The sequence below is a fragment of the Bradyrhizobium sp. LB11.1 genome (genome assembly GCF_040549385.1).
Taxonomy (GTDB): Bacteria; Pseudomonadota; Alphaproteobacteria; order Rhizobiales; family Xanthobacteraceae; genus Bradyrhizobium.
In genome coordinates this window covers 163561-186449 of the sequence record NZ_JBEPTH010000010.1, presented here as the reverse complement: position 1 = coordinate 186449, position 22889 = coordinate 163561, and the positions used below count along the sequence as shown (strand labels likewise).

The following is a 22889-nucleotide window of genomic DNA, read 5'->3' as shown; positions in this document are numbered from 1 at the left end:
AAGGCCGGAAAAAGTCAATCCGCATGATGGAATTGCGTCGCTGTTAAAAGCGGTGCGGGTTCCGGGACCCGCGATCCGCCGAATGGCGCTTGCGGGCGACCCATCGCGGGAGGACAGTCCAGCGCAAAACAGGATTTCAAAGAGAGACCGAGGAGCGTCCCATGGATTTCGATCTGTCCCCCAAGCAGAAGGAATGGCTCGACCGCGTGCAGTCCTTCATGACCAAGCACGTGCGTCCGGCGGTGCCGATCTATAACGAGCAGGATCACAGCGGCGAGCGCTGGAAGGTGATTCCGGTCCTCGAAGACCTCAAGAAGAAGGCGAAGGCCGAAGGCCTCTGGAACATGTTCATGCCGCCGAACCAGCATGAGGATGATGAATTCCGTGGAGCGGGATTGACCAATCTCGAATACGCGCTGCTGTCGGAAGAAATGGGCCGCATCACCTGGGCCTCGGAAGTCTTCAACTGCTCCGCGCCCGATACCGGCAACATGGAAGTGTTCATGCGCTATGGCTCCAAGGAGCAGAAGCGCAAATGGCTGCGCCCGCTGATGGACGGCGAGATCCGCTCGGCCTTCCTGATGACGGAGCCGGCGGTGGCTTCGTCGGATGCCACCAACATCGAGACCAGCATCAAGAAGGACGGCGATCACTACATCATCAACGGCCGCAAATGGTGGTCGTCCGGCGTGGGCGATCCCCGCTGCAAGATCGCGATCCTGATGGGCAAGACCGATTTCAATGCGGCCAAGCATCAGCAGCAGTCGCAGATCCTGGTTCCGCTCGACACCCCCGGCATCAAGGTCGAGAAGATGCTGCCGGTGTTCGGCTTCGACGACGCGCCGCACGGCCATGCCCAGGTGCTGCTCGAGAACGTGCGCGTGCCCAAGGAGAACATCCTGCTCGGCGAGGGCCGCGGCTTCGAGATCGCGCAGGGTCGTCTCGGACCTGGCCGTATTCACCACTGCATGCGCACCATCGGCAAGGCCGAGGAAGCGCTGGAGAAGATGGTGAGGCGGCTCTCCTCGCGCACCGCGTTCGGCAAGAAGATCGTCGAGCATTCAGTCTGGGAGCAGCGCATTGGCGATGCCCGCACCAACATCGAGATGACGCGGCTGCTGTGCCTCAAGGCCGCCGACATGATGGACAAGGTCGGCAACAAGACCGCGCAGGCCGAGATCGCCATGATCAAGGTCGCAGCCCCCAACATGGCGCTGAAGATCATCGACGAGGCGATCCAGTCGTTTGGTGGCGCTGGCGTCTCCGACGAAGCCGGTCTTGCCAAGGACTACGCCCACATCCGCACGCTGCGGCTCGCCGACGGTCCGGACGAGGTGCACAATCGCGCCATTGCACGGCTCGAAGTTCGGAAGTATGCCAACTCTCCCAAGCATTAAGCGGGGAGCCCTGTGGCGCTCCTGACTTGAAGAAACGACAGGACGTGATTGGGTAACCGCTTGACGCAAGTGCGTCAGCGGTTACCGATTAGGATCATGTTCGGACTGAAGAGGGAGCGTCACCGTGGCTGACGGCGTCAGGAAAGACGAAGAGTTCTCGGGCACCAAGCCGGTCGAGGAGCGTCATCGCATCGACGAGATGCGGCTCGAAGCCTGGCTGCGCGATAACGTCGAAGGCTATGAGGGACCGCTGGTCGTCCTCCAGTTCAAGGGCGGCCAGTCCAATCCGACCTACCGGCTCGATACGCCGAAGCGTTCCTATGTGATGCGCCGGAAGCCGTTCGGCAAATTGCTGCCGTCCGCACATGCAGTCGATCGCGAATATCGCGTCATCGCGGCCCTTGGAAAACAAGGTTTTCCCGTCGCGCACGCCTACGCGCTCTGTCAGGACGACAGCATCATCGGCTCCGCCTTCTACATCATGTCGATGGAAGACGGCCGCGTGTTCTGGGATCCGACGCTGCCGAGCCAGGCGCCGGAAGATCGCCGCAAGATCTTCACCAGCAAGATCGAGACGCTGGCCAAACTGCACATGTACGATCCCGTCGCGATCGGCCTCGGCGAGTTCGGCAAGCCCGGCAACTATTTCGCGCGTCAGATCGATCGCTGGACCAAGCAGTATCGGGCCTCCGAGACCCAGCACATTCCGGAGTTCGAGAAGGTCGCCGAATGGCTGCCGAAGACGGTGCCGGAGCAGGCGCGCGTCTCGATCGTCCACGGCGACTACCGCCTCGACAACATGATTTTCCATGCGACAGAACCGCGCGTGCAGGCCGTGCTGGACTGGGAGCTGTCGACGCTCGGCGATCCCATGGCCGACTTCACTTATCTCCTGATGCAGTGGATCATGCCGGGTCTGCATGGCGCCGACCTCAAGGCGCTCAACATCCCGAGCGTGGAAGAAGCCGCACAGATCTATTGCAACGTCACCAAGATGACGGTGCCGGACCTCAACTGGTACTTCGCCTACAATCTGTTCCGCCTCGCCGGCATCACCCAGGGCATCGCCGGCCGCGTCCGCGACGGCACGGCCGCCAACGCCAAGGCGCTGGAATCCGCCAAGCGCACCGTGCCGCTGTCAAAGGCGTCATGGGAGTACGCGCAGAAGGCGGGCGCGGTATAGGAGACACGAGCGCGCGGCTGACGGCCGCGCCTTTTTGTTTGTGGTTCGCGATGCCTCAACAGTCTCCGTCATTGCGAGCAAAGCGAAGCAATCCAGACTATTTTCCGCGGCGGCAGCCTGGATTGCTTCGTCGCAAGAGCTCCTCGCAATGGCGAGGAGGCGGGCTGCGAGCCTCCTCATTGACAGCTCTCGTAGGGTGGGCAAAAGCGCGTAGCGCTGTGCCCACCATCTGTCCGCGATCACGTTGAATTGGTGGGCACGCTTCGCTTTGCGCACCCTACTGCAGTGGCGGCTATTCCTTCGCGCAATGCGCGATCAGCTTCTCGACAAACCCCGCGCACTTCTCCAGCTCGGCCATCGTCACGAACTCATCCGGCGTATGCGCCTGCGCGATCGAGCCGGGGCCGATCACCACCGACGGGATGTCGGCGATGCTGGCAAACAAACTCGCTTCAGTGCCGAAGGCGACCTTGGCGTGGTCATTGCGCCCGGCTAGCTGCTTTGCGAGCGTGACGATGGCGGCATCGGGCGTGGTGTCGAGGGCGGGGTAGTCGAGGATCTCCTCGAAATCGATGCCGCACTCGGCATGCTTCGCCCTCATCGCGGGCTCGAGCTCGGCCTTGGCCCAGGCGACGATTGCATCCGTCACTTCCCTGGACTCGGTGATACCGATGCCGCGGCATTCGAAGTCTACGGTGCAGGTGTCGGGCACGATGTTCAGCGCTGCACCGCCATGCACGATGCTTGTCAGCAACGTCGAGTGCGGCACGTCGTAGAGGCTGTTGCGCTCGGTTTCGCTTGCAAGCTTTACCGCACGGCGGCGGATCTCGGTGATCATTTCGGCGGCATATTCGATGGCGTTGACGCCGTCGGGCGCAATCGAGGAGTGGCGAGCAAGGCCGTGGAACGTGGCGCGCACGCCGTGCTTGCCCTTGTGGCCGATGATGACCTTCATCTCGGTCGGCTCGCCGATGAAGGCGCCGAGCGGCTTGACCTTCTTCTTCGCGACTTCGGCAAGCATCGGTCGCACGCCGACGCAGCCGATCTCCTCGTCATAGGAGATCGCCAGATGGATCGGCGTCGTCAGTTTCGCCTCGAGCATCTCCGGCACCATGGCGAGGCACACCGCGACAAAACCCTTCATGTCGGTGGTGCCGCGGCCATAGAGCTTGCCGTCGCGCTCGACGAGCTTGAACGGGTCGTGGCTCCAGTCCTGGCCGATGACGGGCACGACGTCGGTATGGCCTGACAGCACGAGGCCGGGGCGATCCTCCGGACCGATCGTGACCCAGAGCGATGCCTTCCTCCCTGTTACGTCGGTGATGCGTTCGCCCTTGACGCCGAGGAAGGCGAGATAGCTCTCGATATGCGCGATCAAGGGCAGGTTGGTGCGATCGCTGATCGTGTCGAAGCCGACGAGGTCGGCAAGAAGGTGGCGAATGCGCTCGGGTCGTGAGCTCGGGAAAATCGGGTTGGGCATTGTCATTTCTTGTCGGAGGAAGATGGAGGCTGAGGTGTTTGCACGAACCATACCAACGTGGCGGCCGATGGGGCAAATCAACTCGGCCCGTAGCCCGGATGGAGCGAAGCGCAATCCGGGGCGGCTGTGTATGCGCGGTTAGAACCCCGGATTACGCTTCGCTCCATCCGGGCTACGAAACCTTGTTGTCCGACGGGCAAAACACCCAAGCTGCCGGTCAATACGCGCCCGCAAAAATATTCCACTTTACCGAAATTCGGAAACGGCGTATTTATCGCGCAACCCGGCCCAAGGAAGAGGGGCGTATCGCGATCGTCACGAACGCGGGCCGGACGGCGGTGCTATCACCGTCACCCTGAGGCGCCCGCGCAGCGGGCCTCGAAGGGCGACGGCCCGGCTGTATCTCGGCCGATTCATCCTTCGAGGCTCGGCTTGCGATGCTGTCGCATCACAAGCCGAGCACCTCAGGATGACGGAGCGATATTGGAAGCGCTGGCTAAACCGGCTTCCCCGCATACGGCATCGATGCCGTCAGGCCGCCGTCCACCGGGAACGCCTGACCGTTGACATACGACGCTTCGTCGCTGGCCAGGAACAATCCCATCGCGGCGAGCTCGTGCGGCTGGCCGGGGCGCTTGAGGGGGTTGAGCTGGCCGATCTTGTCGGCGGTGCCGCGCTCCTTGGCGCGGTCGAAGATCGGCTTGGTCATGCCTGTTTCGATCAGGCCCGGGCAGACCGCGTTGATGCGCACGCCCGTGCCAGTGAGCGAATAGGCGGTGGTCTGCACCAGAGAGATCACGCCGGCCTTGCTCGCGGCATAGGGGTGCCCGCTCGCGCCGGCCTTGAGGCCCGCGACGGACGCGGTGAGCACGATCGCGCCGGACTGCTGCTTCACCATGTGCGGCATCGCATGCTTCACCGCGAGGAACGGTCCGATCAGATTGACGCGCAGCACTTCCTGCCACTGTTCCACGGTCTGCTCGCCGAGCGGAACGAGCCCGCCGCTGACGCCCGCATTGGCCCAGATCACGTCGAGCCGGCCGTGCGTCTTCACGGCCTTGTCGATGACGGCGATGACGTCCTGCTCGGAGCCGGCGTCGGCGATCATTGCTTCGGCGACACCGCCGGCCTTCTTCACCTCGTCGACGGTCTCCTTCACCGCCTCGGTGCGATCGACCGCGATCAGCTTGGCGCCTTCCCTGGTGAACAGCAGCGCAGCCGCGCGGCCGATGCCGCTGCCGGCGCCGGTGATGATGACGGATTTGCCTTGCAGACGGCCCATGCGTTTCTCCCTTTGGTGTGTCGTGCGACGCTTGCCGCGCGACGGAATTTCAAACAGAATTTCAAACGGTAAAGTGTCTTGAGACACGTTCACACCTGACGTACAGCGACAACACACGGGATGGAAGGGCTTCAATGGCAACCGCAGACAAGCCGAATGTGGTCACGACACGCTGGTGGTGGGTTCGGCATGCGCCGGTGCGCAATGACGGCGGCAATATCTACGGACAGAGCGATCTCGCCTGCGACACCAGCGACACCTACGTGTTCAATGCTGTTGCCAAGGTGCTGCCACGCAAGGCGGTCTGGTATTCGAGCAATCTGATGCGCACGCATCAAACGGCCGAAGCGATCTGGGAGGCGGGCTATCCGCGGCCTGCGTCGATGAAATGGGAAGCGGATCTTGCCGAGCAGCATCTCGGCCGCTGGCAGGGCATGAACCGCGCCGAGTTCATTGCCAGCCGTCCCGTCGGTTCGAGCTGGTTTGCCGACATCAACGAGCCCGCGCCCGGCGGCGAAAGCTTCATGGATCTCTACAACCGCACGCGCCGCACCGTCGAGCGGATCATCAAGGAGGCCGGCGGGCAGGACATCGTCGCGGTCGCACATGGCGGCACCATCAAGGCGGCGATTGGCCTTGCGCTCGACGGGCAAGTGGAGCGGGCGCTGTCGTTCGACATCGACAACGTCTCGATCACGCGGCTCGATTATTTCGCAAGCCCCGAGCGCTCGGTCTGGCGGCTGCCGATGGTGAACCAGCAGCCGTGGATCGCCGACGATGCGCATGCCGAGATGCATCAGCTGGCGGGACCGGAAGTCAAAAAGCTCGCCTGATCTATTGTCCGTTCGCGCGGGCGCGGCGTAAGCTTCAGCCAAATCAAATCGTACCCTGGGAGAGAAGCATGACCTTGTTCGACATGAAGGGCAAAGTTGCCGTCATCACCGGCTCGACGCGCGGCATCGGGCTTGCGATTGCCGAGCGCATGGCCGAGCACGGCGCCAAGGTCGTGATCTCCTCGCGCAAGGCCGATGTCTGCGACGAAGTGGCGAAGGGCATCAACGACAAGTTCGGCAAAGGCACCGCGGTCGCGATCGCGGCCAACATCTCCTCAAAAGAGAATCTGCAAAACCTCGTCGACGAAAGCAACCGCGCCTTCGGCAAGGTCGACGTGCTGGTCTGCAATGCCGCGTCGAACCCGTATTACGGTCCGCTCGCCGGCATCTCCGACGATCAGTTCAGAAAAATTCTCGACAACAACATCGTCGCCAACAACTGGCTGATCTCGATGGTGGTGCCGCAGATGATCGAGCGCAAGGACGGCTCGGTGATCATCGTCTCCTCGATCGGCGGCCTGAAGGGCTCGACCATCCTCGGCGCCTACGCGATCTCGAAAGCCGCCGACATGCAGCTCGCGCGTAACCTCGCCTGCGAATACGGCAAGCACAACATCCGCGTGAACTGCATCGCGCCCGGCTTGATCAAGACCGATTTCGCGAAAGCGCTGTGGGACAATCCGGAGAATTTGAAGGCCTCGACCGCGCGCTCGCCGCTGCTGCGCATCGGCATCCCCGACGAGATCGCGGGTGCGGCCGTGTTCCTGGGATCCGCGGCCGGTGACTTCATGACCGGCCAGACCATGGTGATCGACGGCGGCGCGACGATCAGCTGAGTTTGAAGATTAGCTGAGTGTCTCGTGTCCCGGCTCTGCGCAGCAACGCTAAGGGCGTTGCAGCGCGTCCGGGCACAGCCTCAATCCACCGCCGCGTAAACCAGATCCCTTACCAGCGTGCGGGTAAAATCGCGCTGGCCCGGGCCCTGGCTCATGAACACCGTGAACAGATCCTCCTTCGGATCGATCCAGAAGAACGTGCCGGCGATGCCGCTCCAGAAATACTGGCCGATGCTGCCGGGGAAGGGCGCGATGCCGGCCTCGCGGCGCACGGCGAAGCCGAGACCGAAACCGTGGCCGGGCGAGAGCAGCGTGCCGTTGGTCACGACGTGCGGCCCGAGGTGATCGGACGCCATCAGTTCCAGTGTCTTGCGGCCGATGATCCTGTTGCCGTCGAGCGTGCCGCCATTGCGCAGCATCAGCGCGAAGCGAGCGTAGTCCATCGTGGTCGAGACCAGACCGCCGCCGCCGGACTCCATGATCGGCTGCTCGAGCATGTTGAACATCGCGACCTTGTCGCCGGTCCAGGGATCGGCTTCGAACGGCTGGGCGAGCCTGTTGGCATTGGCGTCCGAGGTCGAGAAAGCGGTCTCGGTCATCTGCAGCGGCGCGAGGATGCGCTCGGTGAGGAAAGCGCCCAGCGTTTTTCCACTGACGACCTCGATGATGCGACCGAGGATGTCGGTGGAGCGGCTGTAGTTGAACTCGTCGCCGGGGTGGCAAACGAGCGGGAAGCTCGCCACCAGCGCGGCGTGCTCGGCATTGGTAATCTTGCGGCTGCGAACGCGTGACTCCTGGTAGAGCTTGTGCACGGGGCCGTCGCCCTGGTGCTCATAAGTGAGACCCGAGGTGTGGCGGAGCAAGTCCTGCACTGTCATCGGGCGCTTCGGCGGAACCAGTTCCAGTCTGCCGCCGCTGACGACGCCGACCTTCTGGTTGGCGAACTCCGGAATGAACTTGGCGACGGGATCGCCGAGGAGGAGGTGACCGTCCTCAACCAGCGCCATGATGCCGACCGACACGATCGGCTTGGTCATCGAGAAGATCCGGAAGATCGAATCAAGCGCCATCGCCGGGCCCGCCGGGCTCTGCTTGCCGAGCGCCTCGAACCAGCCGACCTGGCCGCGCCGTGCCACCAGCACAGTCACGCCGGGGACGGTTCCCTTGTCGATCTCGCGCCTGAAGGCGCCCGACATCGCCTGGAGGCGGGGCCGCGACAGGCCCAGTGTTTCCGGCTTGGCCTCGGGGAGAGGCGGGGCTTTTGGCGTGATCGCGGCTTGGGCGACTGTGGCGGTCATAGGCACTCCCGGTTGTTCTTGATTATCTGGAACGGAGAGTGGCCCAGAAGCCGTTGCACAAACAAGCGAAGCCAGCGCGCTTCACCCTTGCAATCCGTCCTTGCAAACCAGCCGCCCCCTGTGCTTGAAAGCGGCCCTGATCCAAAGCGGCGACGCGAGGGTCCGTAGGAGTGTAGCTCAATTGGTAGAGCACCGGTCTCCAAAACCGGGGGTCGCAGGTTCGAGCCCTGCCACTCCTGCCACGTCTTTTCTAAGCGTTTGATTTAACTTGATTTTTGGGCATGTGCGACAACCGCATCGGGCTCGGTGCGACAATCTTCGTTCACAATACGGTCCAACGAGATCAGGCCCATCGCCCCTCCAGCGAGTCGCTTCTGTTCGGCCTTGCGGGTGTAGACCTCAGCCATCCGGGGCGACGACCAATCGAACATGGCCATCAGTTCGTGAACGGTGGCCCGGTTCTCGGCAGCGATCGTGGCGCCGGCCTTCTTCAGGCCGTGAGCGGTGCATTGCTGGAGGTCCGCCTCGTCGCAGCGGTCGCGGAACCAGTTGCCGAATCCGGCCGCGGTGAAGGGCTTACCCTGCTCGGTGATCAGGAAGGTCATGGCGCCGAGGATGTCCCACGACTCCGTGATGATCTTTTTCAGCACCGGCAGAAGCGGCTTCTGGACCATGGTCCGGCGCTTCTTGATCGTCTTTTTGGGAACGTAGCTTATCCAGTCGCCAATCTGGTCGGGCACGGAACCGCGGCAGTGCTGCTTGCCGAGCGTCACCATGTCCTGACGACGCGAGCCGGAGAACAGCAGCAGGCCGAGAGCTAGACGCGCCTTGCGCGAGCGCCGAGCCGCACCGGAGTGGAAGGCCAGAAACTGCTGCACGTCCGGGATCTGCCACGTGTAGTAGCCATCGGTGGCCTCAGCGCGGCCGGACTTGATGTCCCGCACCGGGTTAGATGGCAGGTGGTTGTTCTCGACACCCCATGCACAGAGCGCGGAGAGGTGCTTGCGGCGGTTGGTCCGCGCGCCGGGACCGTCCGCAGCCTCGATCATGCGCTTCATCTTCTGGCCCGAGAGATATTTGAACGGGCAAAAGCCCATATGCTCCGGGTCGTCGTCACTAAGGGCGACCGTGAAGCAATCCTTCTCAAGACTGTTGCGGCGGGCTCGTCGTGAATCGTTGTCGAGGGACATGAACTCGTCTTTGCCGCGCGAGGCGAAGTACTGCACGCCCAGCCAGCCCAGCGTGCCCTTGGGATAGACCGGCAGGTCACTGGTGGGCTTGCGGCGTTTGCTGGGCGGCTCGCCAAGGCTCTCAACGGCTTCAGCATAGGCCCGCGCGAAGGCTGGCGTGCCCTCTGGCTCGTGTATCCGAATGCGCCTGCCATTCCGGCGCACGAAGACGACCGGCGTGCCGTGCCGGTTCTCCTCGCGGCTGATAAACGGGAGTTTGGTCTCTGCCACGGTCAGCCCCTGACGTCTTCCCACTTGCTGCGGGATTTGACGTTATCATTAGCCGGAGTTAGCGACGATACGTCGAAGGGCTCGTTTCCAACAATCAGCGTGCCATCCGGGCGGACCCCAATGACGAACTTGCCAGCGCTCTCAACGGCCAGGATGGCCCGCCGGAGGGATGCTTGGGTATAGGGCAGGGATTTTGTCACCCGCAGTCTCCGTCGATCCAGTCCGGTGTCATTCTCGGCTTCCCTTTTTTCAATGCCCGTGGTGCCGCGCTCCCTCAGAGCGCGCGCCAAAGGGCGCTAGGGGGTATGGGGGTTTGGTAGGAACACCCTTGGAAGTGCTTGGTAGTCAATGATTTCAATGGCTTGCGAGGGGGGCGGTAGGTTTGGAAGTGAGTTTGGTGCAACTAATGAAATCAATGACTTAGCAAGGGGATGGAAGGGCTTGGAAGGCCCGAAAATGGGGTTGGAAGAGACACCTCAATCGTCCGGCCCGAAGCACTCTGCTGATACCTTCAGCCGCTTCCGCGATTTCGAGGGCGGGCCTTCCTCAACCACCCTAATCAAACCGGCATCGAGCAACCTCTGCATTGCAGTTTCGAGGTCACTCATCTTTATGCCGCGAGCCTCCGGGTGCTTCATCATCAGCTTTGGAGCATAGGCCGCGCCCTTCGTGATACCGCAGTCCTGACGCTGCCGGCTCATCTTCGACAGCACGGCCAGGAACACCTTATCGGTGCGGCCGTTGAGCAATGCGTCAGTGATTACGGGCCTAGCCGGATCATGCAAAACGAATGCACCATCCTTCCACTCCAGCATGATCTCCTCGCCGATCTTCCCGTAGTTCGATTTGACGGTCTTGAGGATGCGAACGTCGCCTTCGCCGCTGGTCAGGTACAAGCGTGAACGAACTGAGTTATTCCAGGCCGTCGAGCCGCTGTATCCGCTGCCGGACTCCATACCAGCGCGAGAGGGATGTGCGAGCAAGAGCACGGCGCAGTCACGCTGAATCGCCATAGTACGAAGCATCGCGACGAAATGCCGAACCTCAGCGCGCTTTACCTCATCGCCGCCGAAGAGGTCAGCTGCAGTGTCAAGCACGACTAGCCCAGGATTCCACTCCTTCACAAACCGGTCGACGCGCGCCCAAAGAGGCGTGTGCTTCATGCCTCCCTTATCAGGTGTTGATAGGAGCGCATCCTGATCCGCGAGCGGAAGGATACGGAGGTGGGTCAGGTCAGACATCTGCGCACCGTGCGCCGTGCAGATGTCCTCCAGACGGCGATGGAATTCCTCTGCCTCATCCTCCGCGCCGAGATATAACACCCGGCCCGGTTGCGGTTGTAACCCTAGCGTTTCAATCGCCAGGGCCGACGCTGCGCCGATCTGCAAACCAAAGAGAGACTTGCCGACGCCACCATCACCCGATAGCAGCGTCACCTGCCGGTGCGGGACAAGGCCGGTCAGAAACCACTGGCGCACTTGCGCGACAGTGCCATGCCACTTGGAGGGGTCGACGAGCGGAAATGGTGCTGTTGGCGTAATAGGCGCGATGCCACCGCCGTCCCAAGCGAACTTCGGCAATCCATCGAGCACGCCCATAAAGACGTCGCCATGGTGCCCCTCGACTACGGCATCGGCGATGCGCCAGAACGGCCCGGAAGACAGCGCGCGGAACGCGACGTCATCAAAGACAAGCTCACCACGCTCACCGGGTAGCAACTGCTCGCGCTGGAATTTCTCCAGATATTCGCGCTCTTCGTCTGCCGTCAATTTCGGCTCGGTACTGACCGGCTTGGCTGCGGCAGGGTCGTTATCGTTCGCGGCCTTGGGCTCAACCTTCGGAGGGGAATACTTGACACCACCTCCAAGCGCAGCGCGAGTGAGGTCTTCAATGATGAACGCGCCGTCTTCCTCGGTGCCCTGCAACTGTTTATGCAGAACAGTGTCGCCGTCCTCAGACGGCCAAGAGATAAAGACGTTATTGTGATTGCGAACGCGACGGTCCTTGCAGTGCCAATCGCCGGTGTAGATCACGCCGCGAGAGATATCCTCGCCTGCTTCCTCACGCCGCAGCAATGCAACGATGTTTTCCAAGGTCACCGTGGCGGGGTCGAAATCTGCAACCTTCGGAACGAGGATGTCGCCATACAGTCGAAGCTCCAACTGCTCGACCATGTCGGCGCGGGAGAGTTCGAATTTAGCTTGCGATGCAGTCAAGGCATGCGCCTCCGGTAAGGGATTTCGATATTTCCGTGATCACATTGCGATCGAACGCAGCATTGCGAGCATAGGCGCGGTGCGAACCGTCACCCGCTTGAACAATTTTGACGTCGAACAATCGCACTCCCGGTGCGACCTCTATTTCGGCATAGCCGATCGTTCCGCCACCGGAGGGTGCCGGTCGATAATTTAGGATTCTCATAGTGATCTCGGGTGGGTTTTGGTCGGGGTAGTTCGCCCCGGGTAGAGCCGAGGCGATGGGGTTATTCAGCGTTGTGCAACCTCTCCAGCGGCAAGGCGCGCGTCGGTGGCCAGAACCGTCAACACCTCGTCAATGCCCTTTGGATGCCAGCCGAATCCGATTGATCCGAGAGAAGTGCTTACCTTCGGTTCAAATGGGGGCGGATTCGAATCAAACTCAACGCCCCTGCACCTCTCATCGTATTCGACGATGGCATCGTTTAGTGCCTTCACCGCCAGGGGTGAAGGCGTTTGACCTAACAGATTGTTTATCAGGTCGACCGCCTTGGCATTCCGTGTGTCGTGCGGAAATTTTTCGCTGCTCTCTTGTCGATAACGAGCGACTTCATTGAGCCGGTGGATTAATCCGAATTCGTCGTAGGCAGAGTAAACTTCAAGCGTAATTCTAGTCATTTATGCAACCCCCATATCGTCGCCGTGGCCCCAGCGCTGAAACCGGCCAGCGTGATGTCCTGTCAGATCACTCCGATGCAGACCATGCATCTGTTGATCAAGGCGTAGTCGCTCGCGCTCACGTTTTCGGTCGCGCTTGCGGTCCAGTTCTTCGTTGATACGCTCAGCGTCCCACGTAGCGAGGATACAGACCTTCATGGCCTTCCTGAATGCGCCACGTGCGCGGCGCAATTCCTTCTTGCAAGCCTCCTGATCAGAGTAATGGTACCGGATCTTGGCCTTGAGCCATTCGGCCTCGACGCGGCCCATGTCCAGGAACGCGGCCTCGGCAGCGCTCTCAGCTTCGGTGACGGCCTCCGCCGCTCTCTTGCGACGGGTGATCACGCTGCGTCCCTCTCTGATGGCTTATCACCGCCCATGGTCAGGTAGACCTGATACAGGTCGGCGGCCAACTGCTGCGACCACTCCGACTCGCAATCCCACTGGATGCCCACGTCGACATCCTTCTTCGATGGGGCGAATGCGAGAAATCTCCCATCCGTGCGCCGGTAGGCGAGCATGACTCCTTCCACCGTCGCCTCGATTTCAGGCAACCCGATCTTGGCGTAAGCAATAACGGGAACCTCGATTGACCATTTAGTGTTGCGCCGCACGGATAGCGCGTTGATCTGGTACTTCACCGCGATGCCTCCGTGCTCAGTTATCGCAATCAGGGTTGGCGATAAGGGTGATCTCGGTATGCGGCATGAGCCGGGCCGTGCCGACGAGGTTGTGGTCACCGAAATAATCAAGCCCCCAGTTGCGCCGATCAATCCCGTGCGCGCTCTCGATCCACGCGGCGAGGCCCGCAACTCGCTGCTGAATGCGCAGCTGCGCCGCGTCCCTGATGAAGTCGGTTGTGGCGCTCACGACTGAGTCGAGATCGGTGTAGATCAGAATGGCAGCCGCCAGCGCCTCAGCGGGGGCATGCGGCGGGAAGGAAGCGAGTGTGTCGGCCATATCGCTCGCAGCAAGGGTGGCCCGACCGGCTCGACTGGGGCAACCGCGCTCTGCCAGGAATCGCTCAGTGCCGACCGCCCTGTGGAGGTGCTTCAACATCTCGCTACCGAGGGAGATCGGAGGAGCAGCGGCACCTTGCACTGGCGCGCTGCGCTTAACGTCGGTCTTGGCGAGTTTGGCTTTCGTCATGCTGTTAGCTCCATGTTCATGCTATAATTTGTATTTAGCGCGAAAAACATAATAAGCAAGACAGAAAATGCATTTTGCGCGAAAAAAGATTATGCTAAAAGCGATTGAAGCGGAGACCTAGTGTGGCAACACCGAAACAACTAGTTGAAAAAATTGCAGAATTAACGGGTGTGCCGCTCGGTTCGGTAACGCTTCATGATCGCAATCTCCTAGTTGCTGGCCTGCGCAGCGAGGGGCAACGGGGGCGCGGCAAGTCGGTGGTGACGTTCGAGGGTGCCGCGAATCTCCTCATTGCGGTAGCCGGCAGCCGCAACGTGCGGGACAGCGCGGACACGGTTCGGCTCTACGCGCCGCTGCCGGCGGACGAGCCGTTGACCTTTGGAGAAGAGGTTCGGGGAAGGACGTTCGGCGATGCGCTGGCGGCGCTTATCGAGGCACCGGCGTCAGGTCCGTTCAAGGTCGAGTTGCTGGCGCCATGGCCGCTTGCCGGCATCAGCTTCAGGAGCAACCCTCGCCGGGATATCAGCTATAGGCCGGCGCAATTCGATCCGGAAATGTTGAGCGAGCGCAGCGGCGCAATGCTGAAATGGACCTCGTGGTTTACAGACGCGACGGTGTATCCGATCGGCGATTTGCTGCGCGGCTAGACCAATGGGCCGCACGTCAGCCCGACAAGCCATCGCGCTCGGAGGCGATTAGGCGGTTGGTGGATTTGGGGCTGAAGAGGGACAAATAAATCAAGCGGACGGTGGTTGCGGTGGTCCGGGGATATCCTCGGCAGCGCCGCCGGATTGAATATCGTCCCGCCATTTACGCAAGGCCGACCATGCACTTTCGATAGCCTGGAGGTGTTCGTCGATTTCGTCGGTCGGAAGACTTCTAGCAGCCATCGCCCCGGTAGAGTCGCGCTCCATTGTGGCAATCCGAACGGGGCCGGCGACACCACCGGGATTCACATCAATCACGTGCTGGACTGTCCACGCGGCCAAGAAAATACCCTCACGGACAGTCGGCCTTCCGTTCGGACAGAAGACGTCGGTCAAAAATCGCAGGAACGGATCAGCTGAAAGCTTTCCTGAGCCATGTGCGGCATAATAGTGGTGTTCGTCCAACAGTCTCGGCTGAAACGCCCCTTCGAACACGCAACACTGATGCTCGCCAGAATGGAGATAGGCCAAGACAGGGTTTGCGCTGATCGCGTTGTTAATCCCCGTCGCAATGAACTGCTGCATCATCGCCTGCGTTAGACCCAGCGGAAAATCGATGGGATGCTGCGTCGTCGCGATCTGGGCGTGAGATCCTTCGGCCATGATCCTGACCCGAGCGTTCTGACCGATGTCGCCTGCTATGGCAAAAATCTGCGGTCCCGGCAGGATTGAGATTTTTTGGCCGTGGTGATGCCCTACGTTGAGACCACCTACGTTCGGTGTGATCATGCTATCCGCAGCGATCACCACACCGTCAGAGCAATGAAATGTGACAACAACCGTCATCCGCGAAAGACGCTATTCACCTTCATGTCTGGATATCGATTGTAAATCGACGCTACCAGTTGCTCGAAGGTTAGCCGCCTCACCCAGTTGGCTACATCGGAAACATAGCTCTTGGCATTTCCGGAAAACTTATCGAGCGCTTTCGATCCCTCCTGAAAGCCCTCCTGCGACAAGCCGTATACCCTGTATCGACCAGTGCTTTGTACGATCGTCAAATCGTTTTTGGCCAGTCCATCAAGTTCATCGTAAACTGCACGGTCGAAGGGTCCATAATCATGGGGCGCAAACTGGAAATATGGTCCGCCCAACAGGTGCGCTGCTTCCTTGTCGAGCAGGAAGAAAAGCTTCTGGACCTGCACAGGCGTAAAGGTGGCATTTTGGCCCGCGGCTGCCAAAGCGGCGAGTACCATCTCACTTCTTGTCATGTTCAAACTCCGTGAGATCGAATCGGCTACCTGTCGCGTTTTTACGTCACAGCATAACAGGTTAACACATATATAATGGACGAAACCACGAACTGGTTCGAGGCCGCTATTCCAGCATGCGGTGCGACAGCAGTTCCAAACCCAACCGCTTTTTACAGTGAAATAGGGCTCAATCATCAGATTTCACTCAATTAAACCCCGCCAAAGCCTTCTCCCATTCCGGATCATCGTACAGCGAGCTAACAGCCGCGCTTCCGCCAGCGCTGGCTCTGTTGACGCTCATGGCGCTACTCACGGCGCCATCTATGCTCAGCCACTTTTTCTGCTTCGTGAATCGCACGATGTGCCCGGCTGCGTTGGTTTCCGCCTCGACGTTAGCGAAACAGAACCGCAACACCGGATGACCGCCGTGCTTGAACTTCCGCCCGATGATCGCACGCTGCAATTCAGCGATAGCCGGCATCATGCTGAGGCTACCCTGCCTGTGCTCGATTGCCGGGAGTCCATCCTCCAGCAAGTTGTTGAGCAGGTTGCGTGCCATCGCAGGGTCGCACGCGATCTCTTGCACCGAGTAGGTCTCGCATAATTCGCGAATGCGCTCTTCAACGCGGCGGAAGTCAATGACGTTGCCAGGCGTAGCCTCGATCAGCCCACGCGCAGCCCAGTCTAAATAAGTCGCGCCGGTCGCCTCTTGCCGTTCGCGCAAGTTATCGGCCGGGCAGAAGAAGAAGGGCAGCGCTGTGTAGTCGTCGCCATCACGGAAGCAGGCGACGATTACGCTAAGGTCGACACTGCTGGAGAGGTCGACGCCCAGCCAACACGGCTCGCCCTCCAGCGCAGCCATATCGATCTCGCCAGCGCCTTCGTCATATGTGAGCATGTCGACGAACGGACTCGAACTGCTGTCTTCCCAAATATTCAACTTGTACCGCTTCAGACTGCTGCGCTCGGTCGGATTGTCCTGAGCGCGCTTTACGTGGCGCCGAAAGCCTTCGATCGAGGGATAGCCGTGCGCGCTGCCTGGGTTGACGCGCCGCCAAACCTCTTCGCTGGTGTAATCACAGTCCGGCTCGGTTTCGAACAACACCGGAAGCACAGTCGGGTCAACAATCTCACCGCGGGCAATCTTGCGTGCCCGGTCGATGATCTCAAAGCCGATGTTGTCGGTGCCGCGGCCGGCGGTGGTGGTCACAACCAGCAAGCTGTTGTCGATCTTGTCCAGGCCGTTGGTTAGAACGGTCCACAGATCCTTGCCGCGCCAGATATGGGTTTCGTCCGCGAGCACAAAGGCTGGCGTGCGGCCTTCAGATGATGGCGCGTCGGCGCTGATGATCTCAAGCTCAACGCTGTCCTTCGGATAGGCGATCTTCTTTGCGCTGTTAAAGGCGTCATAGACCTTCGTGGCCTTCACGAGCCGCTTGTCGGCTTGCACGATTCCGCGGGCTTCCTTGAATGCTATGCCGGCCTGCTTACGGTCGCTCGCGCTAAAAATAACCTCACTGCCGGGCATCCGCTCAGGGCCGATCGTATGCAGCAAGGCGAGGGCGGCGCCGGTCGACGTCTTGCGATTGCCGCGAGGCAACAGCATTACAACGGCGTTGACGATGCGCCGACCGTCATCATGTCGCGGGCCATATATGCGCCGGACAACCCGCTCTTGCCAGGGATCAAGCTGAAATGCCTTGCCGGGCAGGGTGGATTTCGGATGCTTCAGGCGGCGCAGGAACGTGACAGCGCGCTCGCCTGAACCGAGGGGATCTGGGATTGCCGAGCCGTCATATATCCACGCCGGATAGGTGCTTTTGCCGGTCACGGATTACAGTTCATCCGTCTCGCAAAGAATATCGACCCACTGCAGCCGTTGGTCCGGTGTGATCGCGCGTACATTGTACTGCTTTCCGGTTCGCATATTGAGCAAACGCGACGTGCTATCGGCGGTAGCCAACGCGGCCTGATAGCGCACCGTCGCGACCAAGGTTTGTGTGCCCTGAATGCGGCCAGCCATAACCGCTTCGCCAGCCTTGAGCACCTTGATCTCGGCGCGTGCGGTTAGCTGCGGCTCCCAACTCGTCGTGCTGCCGCCGGCACCGTCAGGCACCGTTACCAATGCGAGCAACTGCACTTTCTCGGTGAGATTTCCTGCCGCAGTCATCAGTTCACCGCCAAAGGGTTGTCATCACCGTCGTCGCCGTCTTCGTGAACGCCTGCCCGACTGCGACTCGATGGCGACAGGCCCAGCTCCGCAGCCCATCTTCGGCTCTCAGCCGTGGCCTCGCGCAGGGTCGCGAACGCGGGATTGCGCTTCAGTTCGCCCAGCCGGTTCTCTACGTATGCACCATACTGAGCGATCGCCGCGCGCGCGTCGACGATATCAGCGGCGGCTTCACAGAAGCGCTCGACCGCATGAAGGTCTGCGACTGACAGAACGCGGCGCTCGACAAGTACGGGCATCACCCGTTTCCACTCCGCCTTCGCAGCCGGCGGGAAGTGCTTAGGCGGCTGCGGGACGGTGCGGATCGCGTCAGCGATCGGCTGCGGTGTGGCCTTGCGGCCAGCCTGGTGCTTCATCCGAACACCCAGCCACGAAGCTGGTTCAGCAGTTGGTGCGCGCCGTACGGAATTTCTTCCGGCAACAGGCTGCCGCGCGAAGTGTTCACGACGCTCTCCCGGTTTTGGTACCAGGCCGCAGCGATCAACAGGGTCGCGTGGTTCACCGTGTCCGGCACGGGCGAAGGCGGGTCGTCGGCCTCCGGGTCATGATCGAGGAAACCGCGGACATACTCCTCCGCAGCGTCTAGGTAGTGCTGCAGCAGATCGTCGTCATCGGCGAAGGCGGTGCTGACCTGCGCCTTGAGTTGATCGAGGGTTGCGTATGCCATTATGGCCACCTATTCGTATGCACTGGCGTCGGGGCTGCTGCCTGTTGGGGTTCATCCAGAGGCTCACCACCGTTGGCGCCTTCCAGGGCAGTAACGAAGGTTTCGATCTCGTCGACGATGGCGGCCTTGCCATCAATCTTGGCGTGGCCCTTGGCAAGGGCTGCCTCGCCGCGCGCCTCCACAGCCTCGACCTTGGAGAGTAGGATGCTGGCACCATCCTCAAGGTTATGCTCCAGCATCGCCATCGCCTTCGCGAGGCCCTGTAGTTTCGGCGTAGCCATTGGTATTATGATCCTAATTTAAAGAATGCCCCAATTGTGGGCTATCTTGCGCGTTGGATGGCCGCCGGTAACCTGGCGTTCGGCTAAAGTCTGCGACCACCCGGGGGAGGGCATCGTGCCGTTGCAGCCGTTGCGCGTGGTGCGATGAACCGAACGGGACGCAACGCGGTGCCATCAATCCAGACACGCATCAGTGAGCCTGCACGCGCCTCACGTCGGACACGCGCATCAGCGTAGTCATGCCATCATCGTCTTCGAATGACACCACGAAGCGCGGCGTCTCATCATCGCCGACGACGCCATGCACGACGCACGGTATCCACTCGCGTCCGCACCTGATCTCTGCGTCAAACTGTTCGATTGGTATCAACTCAACTTCCTTCCAAAGCTTCCATCCTCACGCGCTGTCTTGCGCGAGTGACATGAGTGGCAACGACTGGCCAAGTTTGTTACATCCAGCCGACGGTGAGGAGCACGACGTATGGACACCACATGGTCAACGTCGGTTGCAGCATCTCCACAATCAACGCAGTATGGATGTGCTGCCAAATGCTTGGCACGGAGCGACTTCCAGTCGGAGTCGTATCCACGTTGCGGCGCTGTAGGTCGCAGGCGGTCACGTTCTGCCTTCCTCTTGACTGCACAGGCGCACCGCTTACCCGCGGGAACAACGCGGCCACAGGTGCATAGACGTGGCGCTGCGAACGGCATGGATGGACTCCGAGAAACTGGTGGCGCAGCGTTGTTGTGGGAGACGACACACAACGCTGCGCCAAGGGTGCGCCGCCGTACATCCAGGCGGACGGCACCAAGGCTGCGCGGTTTCAGCGTCCGCGCAGCCATATCAGTTGTTAAGCGTGAACCTTCAGACCAATCAGCGCCTCGGGCTGCACCAGCTTGCCGCCCATTCGCCGACGAGCGTGATAGCGTACCTGCCCGTTGGAGGCCTGCGTCAAGCGGTCGGGCAGAACCGACATTCCGATCCGGTCCAGCACGCGGAAGCCACGGAACCAATCACCGAACACGGCGACAACCGCGCCTGCTGCAGGGTCCTGCAGCGCCGGGATTTCCACCACAGGCTTGCCGAGGAACGTCGGCGGCTGACCGTCAGCGAGCGACTCCTGCCACAGATATTCGCCAACGGACGACTTGAACTTGCGAACAGTGGCAATCGTCTTTCGATTCATGCCCCAAGCGCCGTTCTTGCTGTACGCCGTCTTGACGCCGTAATACAGGTCGATCAGGTCGTCAGCCGTAATCGTAGTGCTTGCAGAGGTCGCGGTGACGAAGTCGGTATCATTGAGCAGACCAAGCGGCTCGGTGGTGCCGGCGCCGTTGAAGAAAAGGTCGCCCTCTTTCTCGCCGAAGGACTCGCCAAGATCCGCGCCGATTTCGGCACCGAGATCGAACGCGCTATCTTCAATCAGCTGGTTGCTGATATCGACATGCTCGCGGATTTCGAAGACAGGCACTGACCACTGACCGTAGGTCGAAGACGAACCGGTATCCGCAGCGGTCTCCGCCTTGACACCGACAGTAGGCTTCGTGAGACGACGCGGGAGAATGACGGGCGAGCCACCGACCTGCGTGATGCGCGCAAGCTCGCGCATCGGCGAGAACTGCGTGATGGTCTTGATGATCTCGGCGACGAAGGTCTGCGGGACAGTATAACCACCATCCGCGTTGGAGCCGGCCGACATGGCCTTGACTTCATCGGCATTGAATTCGCCGGTGCCATACTTGCGGAAATAGTGGTCGAGCGCCTTGGATTCCAGTTCCTTGGCCTCGTCAGTGTTGACCTTGGTGTGGATCGCAGGCCGCGCAAGCTTCGCTTCGGCCGCTGCGAGACGCTTTTCGAGGTCGGCAACCGGTGCGGTCTTCGCGTTGACGTCCTTAGTCAGGTTGTCGAGGGCGGTCTTGATCTCGGTCACGCCAGCCTCGTCGGAAAGCTCGGTGGCCGACTTGGTCTCAAGAGCAGTATGGAAAGTCATATGTATGTTAGTCCTTCAGAGAATCGCGCGCAGAGTTGATGGCGTCGACAAGCGCGCTGAATTGCGTCTGGCCATTGTGTTTGACCGCATGAACGGTCGCTGCCGGCAGCATCGGGAATGTCACGACGCTGATTTCATGAAGCTCGACTTCATCGAGCATGCGCACGCCTTTGGCTTTATCCAAACGTGCGGATTTCGTCCGGTATCCGATCGACAGGCCGTCGAGCGCGCCAGCCTTCAAGAGCGCGTGCGTTTCGCGACCCTTCACGGTGTCCAGCACAAGCTTGCCGGAAACGGCGAGGCCAGTGGCGTCTTCGGCAATCGAAGTCCAGACTCCGATCGGCTCGGCCTGGTCATGCTCGCGCAACATGCGGACACGCGATGCAGGCCGCGAGCCGAGCGATTTCGTAAACGCCCCCTTGCTGACCACATCCTTGCCAAGGTCGGTTACGCCGAACAGCGAGGCATATCCGCTAAACGTGCCATCCTCTTGGATGCTCTTAACGTCTAGTCGCGCGTGACCGTGCTCAAGTGTCTTCAAGCCGCAACATCCTTTTGGGGTTGGTTATCATTCGCAGGCGACTGCACATGCGGGCTGGACAGCGTGTTGCCGTCTGGGAGCGGCGGGAGATTCAACTCGCGCCGAACGTCGTTGGCGGTCATCGCGCCTGCCGCGCGATACTGCACGAAGGCTGCAGCACGAGCGGCAGGGTCGGCCATCAGCAACTGCGACAGATCGAACTCGAAATGCATCGAGGAGCGCTCTTCAGGCGTCAACAAGCAACGTGAGTAACCATCGCACCAGGCGCGGAGGAGGGGCTGGAGGCCGTATTTTACGAACTGAAGATCAAGCTGAGTGCTGTTGCTCCAGGTCGCGCGAGACATGTCCGCCAAGAGCGTCGGCGGCACTCTCGTTAACCTCGAAATTTCGTTTACCGCATACGCCCGCTGCTCAATCATCTGCGAGTCAACGCTGGTGAAGTTGATAGGGGTGTAAGTTGCGTCGTTATCCATGATGGAGACGCCACCCTGCTTGTCACCAGCATTCGCGGCGCGCCACGCCGTCGCCATGCGAGCGGCTGCCTCTGCTTTGAGTGCGCCCTTCACGCTTACGATTCCGGAGGGTTTACAAGAGTTGCGGAAAAGATTCGACGCGCTACGCTCCAGAAGGATCGCCAAACCGATAGCGTTCCTGCCAGCGTGGAGCAGGCCAAGGCCGCGCTGCTGCAACGGATCGTTAGGGTAGGGCGTCCACACGATGTGAATCACATCGCGCGGTCCATAGTACTGGCTGTCGATGACATAGCGCGGCTCGCCGGTCAGCGCGTACTCGACCACAACAGTTTGGCGTGGCGCGTAGATGATTTCAGCTGGTTGGCCGGCGGCACGCCGCGTCACGAGCGCGAAGCCATCGCCGAAGAGGACGGCATCCTGCGTTGCGCGGCGGCGGACCTCGCCGGAACTCATCCATTCGTTGCTGAAGCGATTCACCAGCGCAAAAGCGGGATGGTCCTTCGCTGCGCGCTCGCTGTCATTGGCATCATCGTGCAGTAGACGGCAAGGCACGCCTGCAGTGGATTCCGTGAGGATCGAAACACCCGCATTGACTGGGGGGCAGTCCATTGCGGTTGCCGCGGTTACGGTAACGCCGCTGGCGGACAGGCCGAAGGCGTCGCACAGCGCGGCCCAACTATCCGAGGTCGGATCGGTCAGCTCGGATTTGGTTTCGGACACCGACTCGGATTTGCGGGAGAAGGGCCAGGCCATCAGGCGACCTTCCGCTTGCGCGACACGCGCGGCAGCTTCGGCTTGCCGCCCATGAACGTCACGCCGCGAGCGAAGCCGGGCGGGCATCGCGTGACACGAATGCCGGGATGTGCGGCCTTGATGTCATCAAGATTTTTGCTCGCGTCCACTCCAAGCGCTACCAGCACCGCACGCTCGCGCATGCGAGGCGACACACCGGCCGCAAGATCCGCGTCAAACTCTT

The 22889-nt window shown here is 60.9% G+C and carries 26 protein-coding genes and 1 tRNA gene; 6 read left to right on the top strand and 21 right to left on the bottom strand.

Features of this window, described 5'->3' with window-relative positions; translation table 11 throughout:
* The first annotated feature begins 161 nt into the window (after positions 1–161).
* Positions 162–1397 (top strand): acyl-CoA dehydrogenase family protein, encoded by a 1236-nt coding sequence (locus tag ABIA96_RS25285; protein WP_354139751.1) that lies wholly within the window; start codon positions 162–164, stop codon positions 1395–1397.
* A gap of 124 nt (positions 1398–1521) precedes the next feature.
* Positions 1522–2580 carry a phosphotransferase family protein gene (locus ABIA96_RS25280; protein ID WP_354139750.1) on the top strand — a complete coding sequence of 353 codons (1059 nt, stop codon included), beginning with the start codon at positions 1522–1524 and terminating at the stop codon, positions 2578–2580.
* Positions 2581–2872: 292 nt separating this feature from the next.
* Here ABIA96_RS25280 and argE read toward each other — a convergent pair whose 3' ends face one another.
* On the bottom strand, positions 2873–4060 hold the full coding sequence (gene argE, locus ABIA96_RS25275; protein ID WP_354139749.1) for an acetylornithine deacetylase: 1188 nt from the start codon (positions 4058–4060) through the stop codon (positions 2873–2875).
* 496 nt (positions 4061–4556) lie between these two features.
* Positions 4557–5342 (bottom strand): SDR family NAD(P)-dependent oxidoreductase, encoded by a 786-nt coding sequence (locus ABIA96_RS25270; protein ID WP_354139748.1) that lies wholly within the window; start codon positions 5340–5342, stop codon positions 4557–4559.
* Positions 5343–5476: 134 nt separating this feature from the next.
* Between ABIA96_RS25270 and ABIA96_RS25265 the strand changes: the two genes are divergently transcribed.
* Together ABIA96_RS25265 and ABIA96_RS25260 are read left to right on the top strand one after the other, a co-directional pair.
* Positions 5477–6175 (top strand): histidine phosphatase family protein, encoded by a 699-nt coding sequence (locus ABIA96_RS25265; protein WP_354139747.1) that lies wholly within the window; start codon positions 5477–5479, stop codon positions 6173–6175.
* Positions 6176–6243: 68 nt separating this feature from the next.
* Positions 6244–7011, top strand: coding sequence for an SDR family NAD(P)-dependent oxidoreductase (locus ABIA96_RS25260; protein WP_354139746.1), 768 nt, complete (start codon positions 6244–6246; stop codon positions 7009–7011).
* A gap of 80 nt (positions 7012–7091) precedes the next feature.
* Here the strand turns inward: ABIA96_RS25260 and ABIA96_RS25255 are convergent, their stop codons facing one another.
* Positions 7092–8309, bottom strand: coding sequence for a serine hydrolase domain-containing protein (locus ABIA96_RS25255; RefSeq protein WP_354139745.1), 1218 nt, complete (start codon positions 8307–8309; stop codon positions 7092–7094).
* Positions 8310–8475: 166 nt separating this feature from the next.
* Here ABIA96_RS25255 and ABIA96_RS25250 point away from each other — a divergent pair.
* A tRNA-Trp gene (locus ABIA96_RS25250) sits at positions 8476–8551 on the top strand.
* Between the two features lie 21 nt (positions 8552–8572).
* On the opposite strand, the gene ABIA96_RS25245 is transcribed toward ABIA96_RS25250, so the two are convergent.
* From ABIA96_RS25245 to ABIA96_RS25220, 6 genes are all read right to left on the bottom strand, one after another.
* The gene (locus tag ABIA96_RS25245; RefSeq protein WP_354139744.1) at positions 8573–9769 is read right to left on the bottom strand and encodes a tyrosine-type recombinase/integrase; all 1197 of its coding nucleotides are present in this window, start codon (positions 9767–9769) and stop codon (positions 8573–8575) included.
* Between the two features lie 476 nt (positions 9770–10245).
* Positions 10246–11985 (bottom strand): AAA family ATPase, encoded by a 1740-nt coding sequence (locus ABIA96_RS25240; protein WP_354139743.1) that lies wholly within the window; start codon positions 11983–11985, stop codon positions 10246–10248.
* Between the two features lie 270 nt (positions 11986–12255).
* A complete protein-coding gene (locus ABIA96_RS25235; protein WP_354139742.1) occupies positions 12256–12642 on the bottom strand; it encodes a hypothetical protein in 387 nt (128 codons plus the stop codon).
* Positions 12643–13026, bottom strand: a complete 384-nt coding sequence (locus tag ABIA96_RS25230) for a hypothetical protein (RefSeq protein ID WP_354139741.1) — start codon at positions 13024–13026, stop codon at positions 12643–12645.
* Positions 13023–13322 carry a hypothetical protein gene (locus ABIA96_RS25225; RefSeq protein WP_354139740.1) on the bottom strand — a complete coding sequence of 100 codons (300 nt, stop codon included), beginning with the start codon at positions 13320–13322 and terminating at the stop codon, positions 13023–13025. Before ABIA96_RS25225 ends, ABIA96_RS25230 begins: the two co-directional genes overlap by 4 nt.
* Before the next feature lie 16 nt (positions 13323–13338).
* Positions 13339–13830: a hypothetical protein gene (locus ABIA96_RS25220; RefSeq protein ID WP_354139739.1), complete on the bottom strand. Its 492-nt coding sequence runs from the start codon at positions 13828–13830 to the stop codon at positions 13339–13341.
* Between the two features lie 122 nt (positions 13831–13952).
* On the opposite strand from ABIA96_RS25220, the gene ABIA96_RS25215 reads away from it, so the two are divergent.
* Positions 13953–14477: a hypothetical protein gene (locus ABIA96_RS25215; RefSeq protein ID WP_354139738.1), complete on the top strand. Its 525-nt coding sequence runs from the start codon at positions 13953–13955 to the stop codon at positions 14475–14477.
* Positions 14478–14567: 90 nt separating this feature from the next.
* On the opposite strand, the gene ABIA96_RS25210 is transcribed toward ABIA96_RS25215, so the two are convergent.
* The 12 genes from ABIA96_RS25210 to ABIA96_RS25155 form a co-directional block, all read right to left on the bottom strand.
* Entirely contained in the window at positions 14568–15266 is a 699-nt protein-coding gene (locus tag ABIA96_RS25210) for a hypothetical protein (protein ID WP_354139737.1), read from the bottom strand.
* Positions 15267–15319: 53 nt separating this feature from the next.
* A complete protein-coding gene (locus tag ABIA96_RS25205) occupies positions 15320–15748 on the bottom strand; it encodes a Panacea domain-containing protein (protein ID WP_354139736.1) in 429 nt (142 codons plus the stop codon).
* A 187-nt stretch (positions 15749–15935) separates the two neighbouring features.
* The gene (locus ABIA96_RS25200; RefSeq protein WP_354139735.1) at positions 15936–17561 is read right to left on the bottom strand and encodes a terminase large subunit; all 1626 of its coding nucleotides are present in this window, start codon (positions 17559–17561) and stop codon (positions 15936–15938) included.
* 3 nt (positions 17562–17564) lie between these two features.
* The gene (locus tag ABIA96_RS25195; protein WP_354139734.1) at positions 17565–17900 is read right to left on the bottom strand and encodes a phage head closure protein; all 336 of its coding nucleotides are present in this window, start codon (positions 17898–17900) and stop codon (positions 17565–17567) included.
* Entirely contained in the window at positions 17900–18316 is a 417-nt protein-coding gene (locus ABIA96_RS25190; RefSeq protein WP_354139733.1) for a phage terminase small subunit P27 family, read from the bottom strand. The genes ABIA96_RS25195 and ABIA96_RS25190 overlap by 1 nt, the downstream gene beginning before the upstream one ends.
* Complete coding sequence (locus ABIA96_RS25185; protein ID WP_354139732.1) at positions 18313–18627, bottom strand: head-tail connector protein; 315 nt, start codon at positions 18625–18627, stop codon at positions 18313–18315. Before ABIA96_RS25185 ends, ABIA96_RS25190 begins: the two co-directional genes overlap by 4 nt.
* Positions 18627–18908 (bottom strand): hypothetical protein, encoded by a 282-nt coding sequence (locus ABIA96_RS25180; protein WP_354139731.1) that lies wholly within the window; start codon positions 18906–18908, stop codon positions 18627–18629. The genes ABIA96_RS25185 and ABIA96_RS25180 overlap by 1 nt, the downstream gene beginning before the upstream one ends.
* Positions 18909–19274: 366 nt before the next feature.
* Positions 19275–19619, bottom strand: a complete 345-nt coding sequence (locus ABIA96_RS25175) for an HNH endonuclease (protein ID WP_354139730.1) — start codon at positions 19617–19619, stop codon at positions 19275–19277.
* A 140-nt stretch (positions 19620–19759) separates the two neighbouring features.
* The gene (locus tag ABIA96_RS25170; RefSeq protein ID WP_354139729.1) at positions 19760–20899 is read right to left on the bottom strand and encodes a phage major capsid protein; all 1140 of its coding nucleotides are present in this window, start codon (positions 20897–20899) and stop codon (positions 19760–19762) included.
* 7 nt (positions 20900–20906) lie between these two features.
* A complete protein-coding gene (locus ABIA96_RS25165; protein WP_354139728.1) occupies positions 20907–21440 on the bottom strand; it encodes an HK97 family phage prohead protease in 534 nt (177 codons plus the stop codon).
* The gene (locus tag ABIA96_RS25160) at positions 21437–22666 is read right to left on the bottom strand and encodes a phage portal protein (protein WP_354139727.1); all 1230 of its coding nucleotides are present in this window, start codon (positions 22664–22666) and stop codon (positions 21437–21439) included. Before ABIA96_RS25160 ends, ABIA96_RS25165 begins: the two co-directional genes overlap by 4 nt.
* On the bottom strand, positions 22666–22848 hold the full coding sequence (locus tag ABIA96_RS25155) for a hypothetical protein (RefSeq protein WP_354139726.1): 183 nt from the start codon (positions 22846–22848) through the stop codon (positions 22666–22668). Before ABIA96_RS25155 ends, ABIA96_RS25160 begins: the two co-directional genes overlap by 1 nt.
* Positions 22849–22889: the final 41 nt, after the last annotated feature.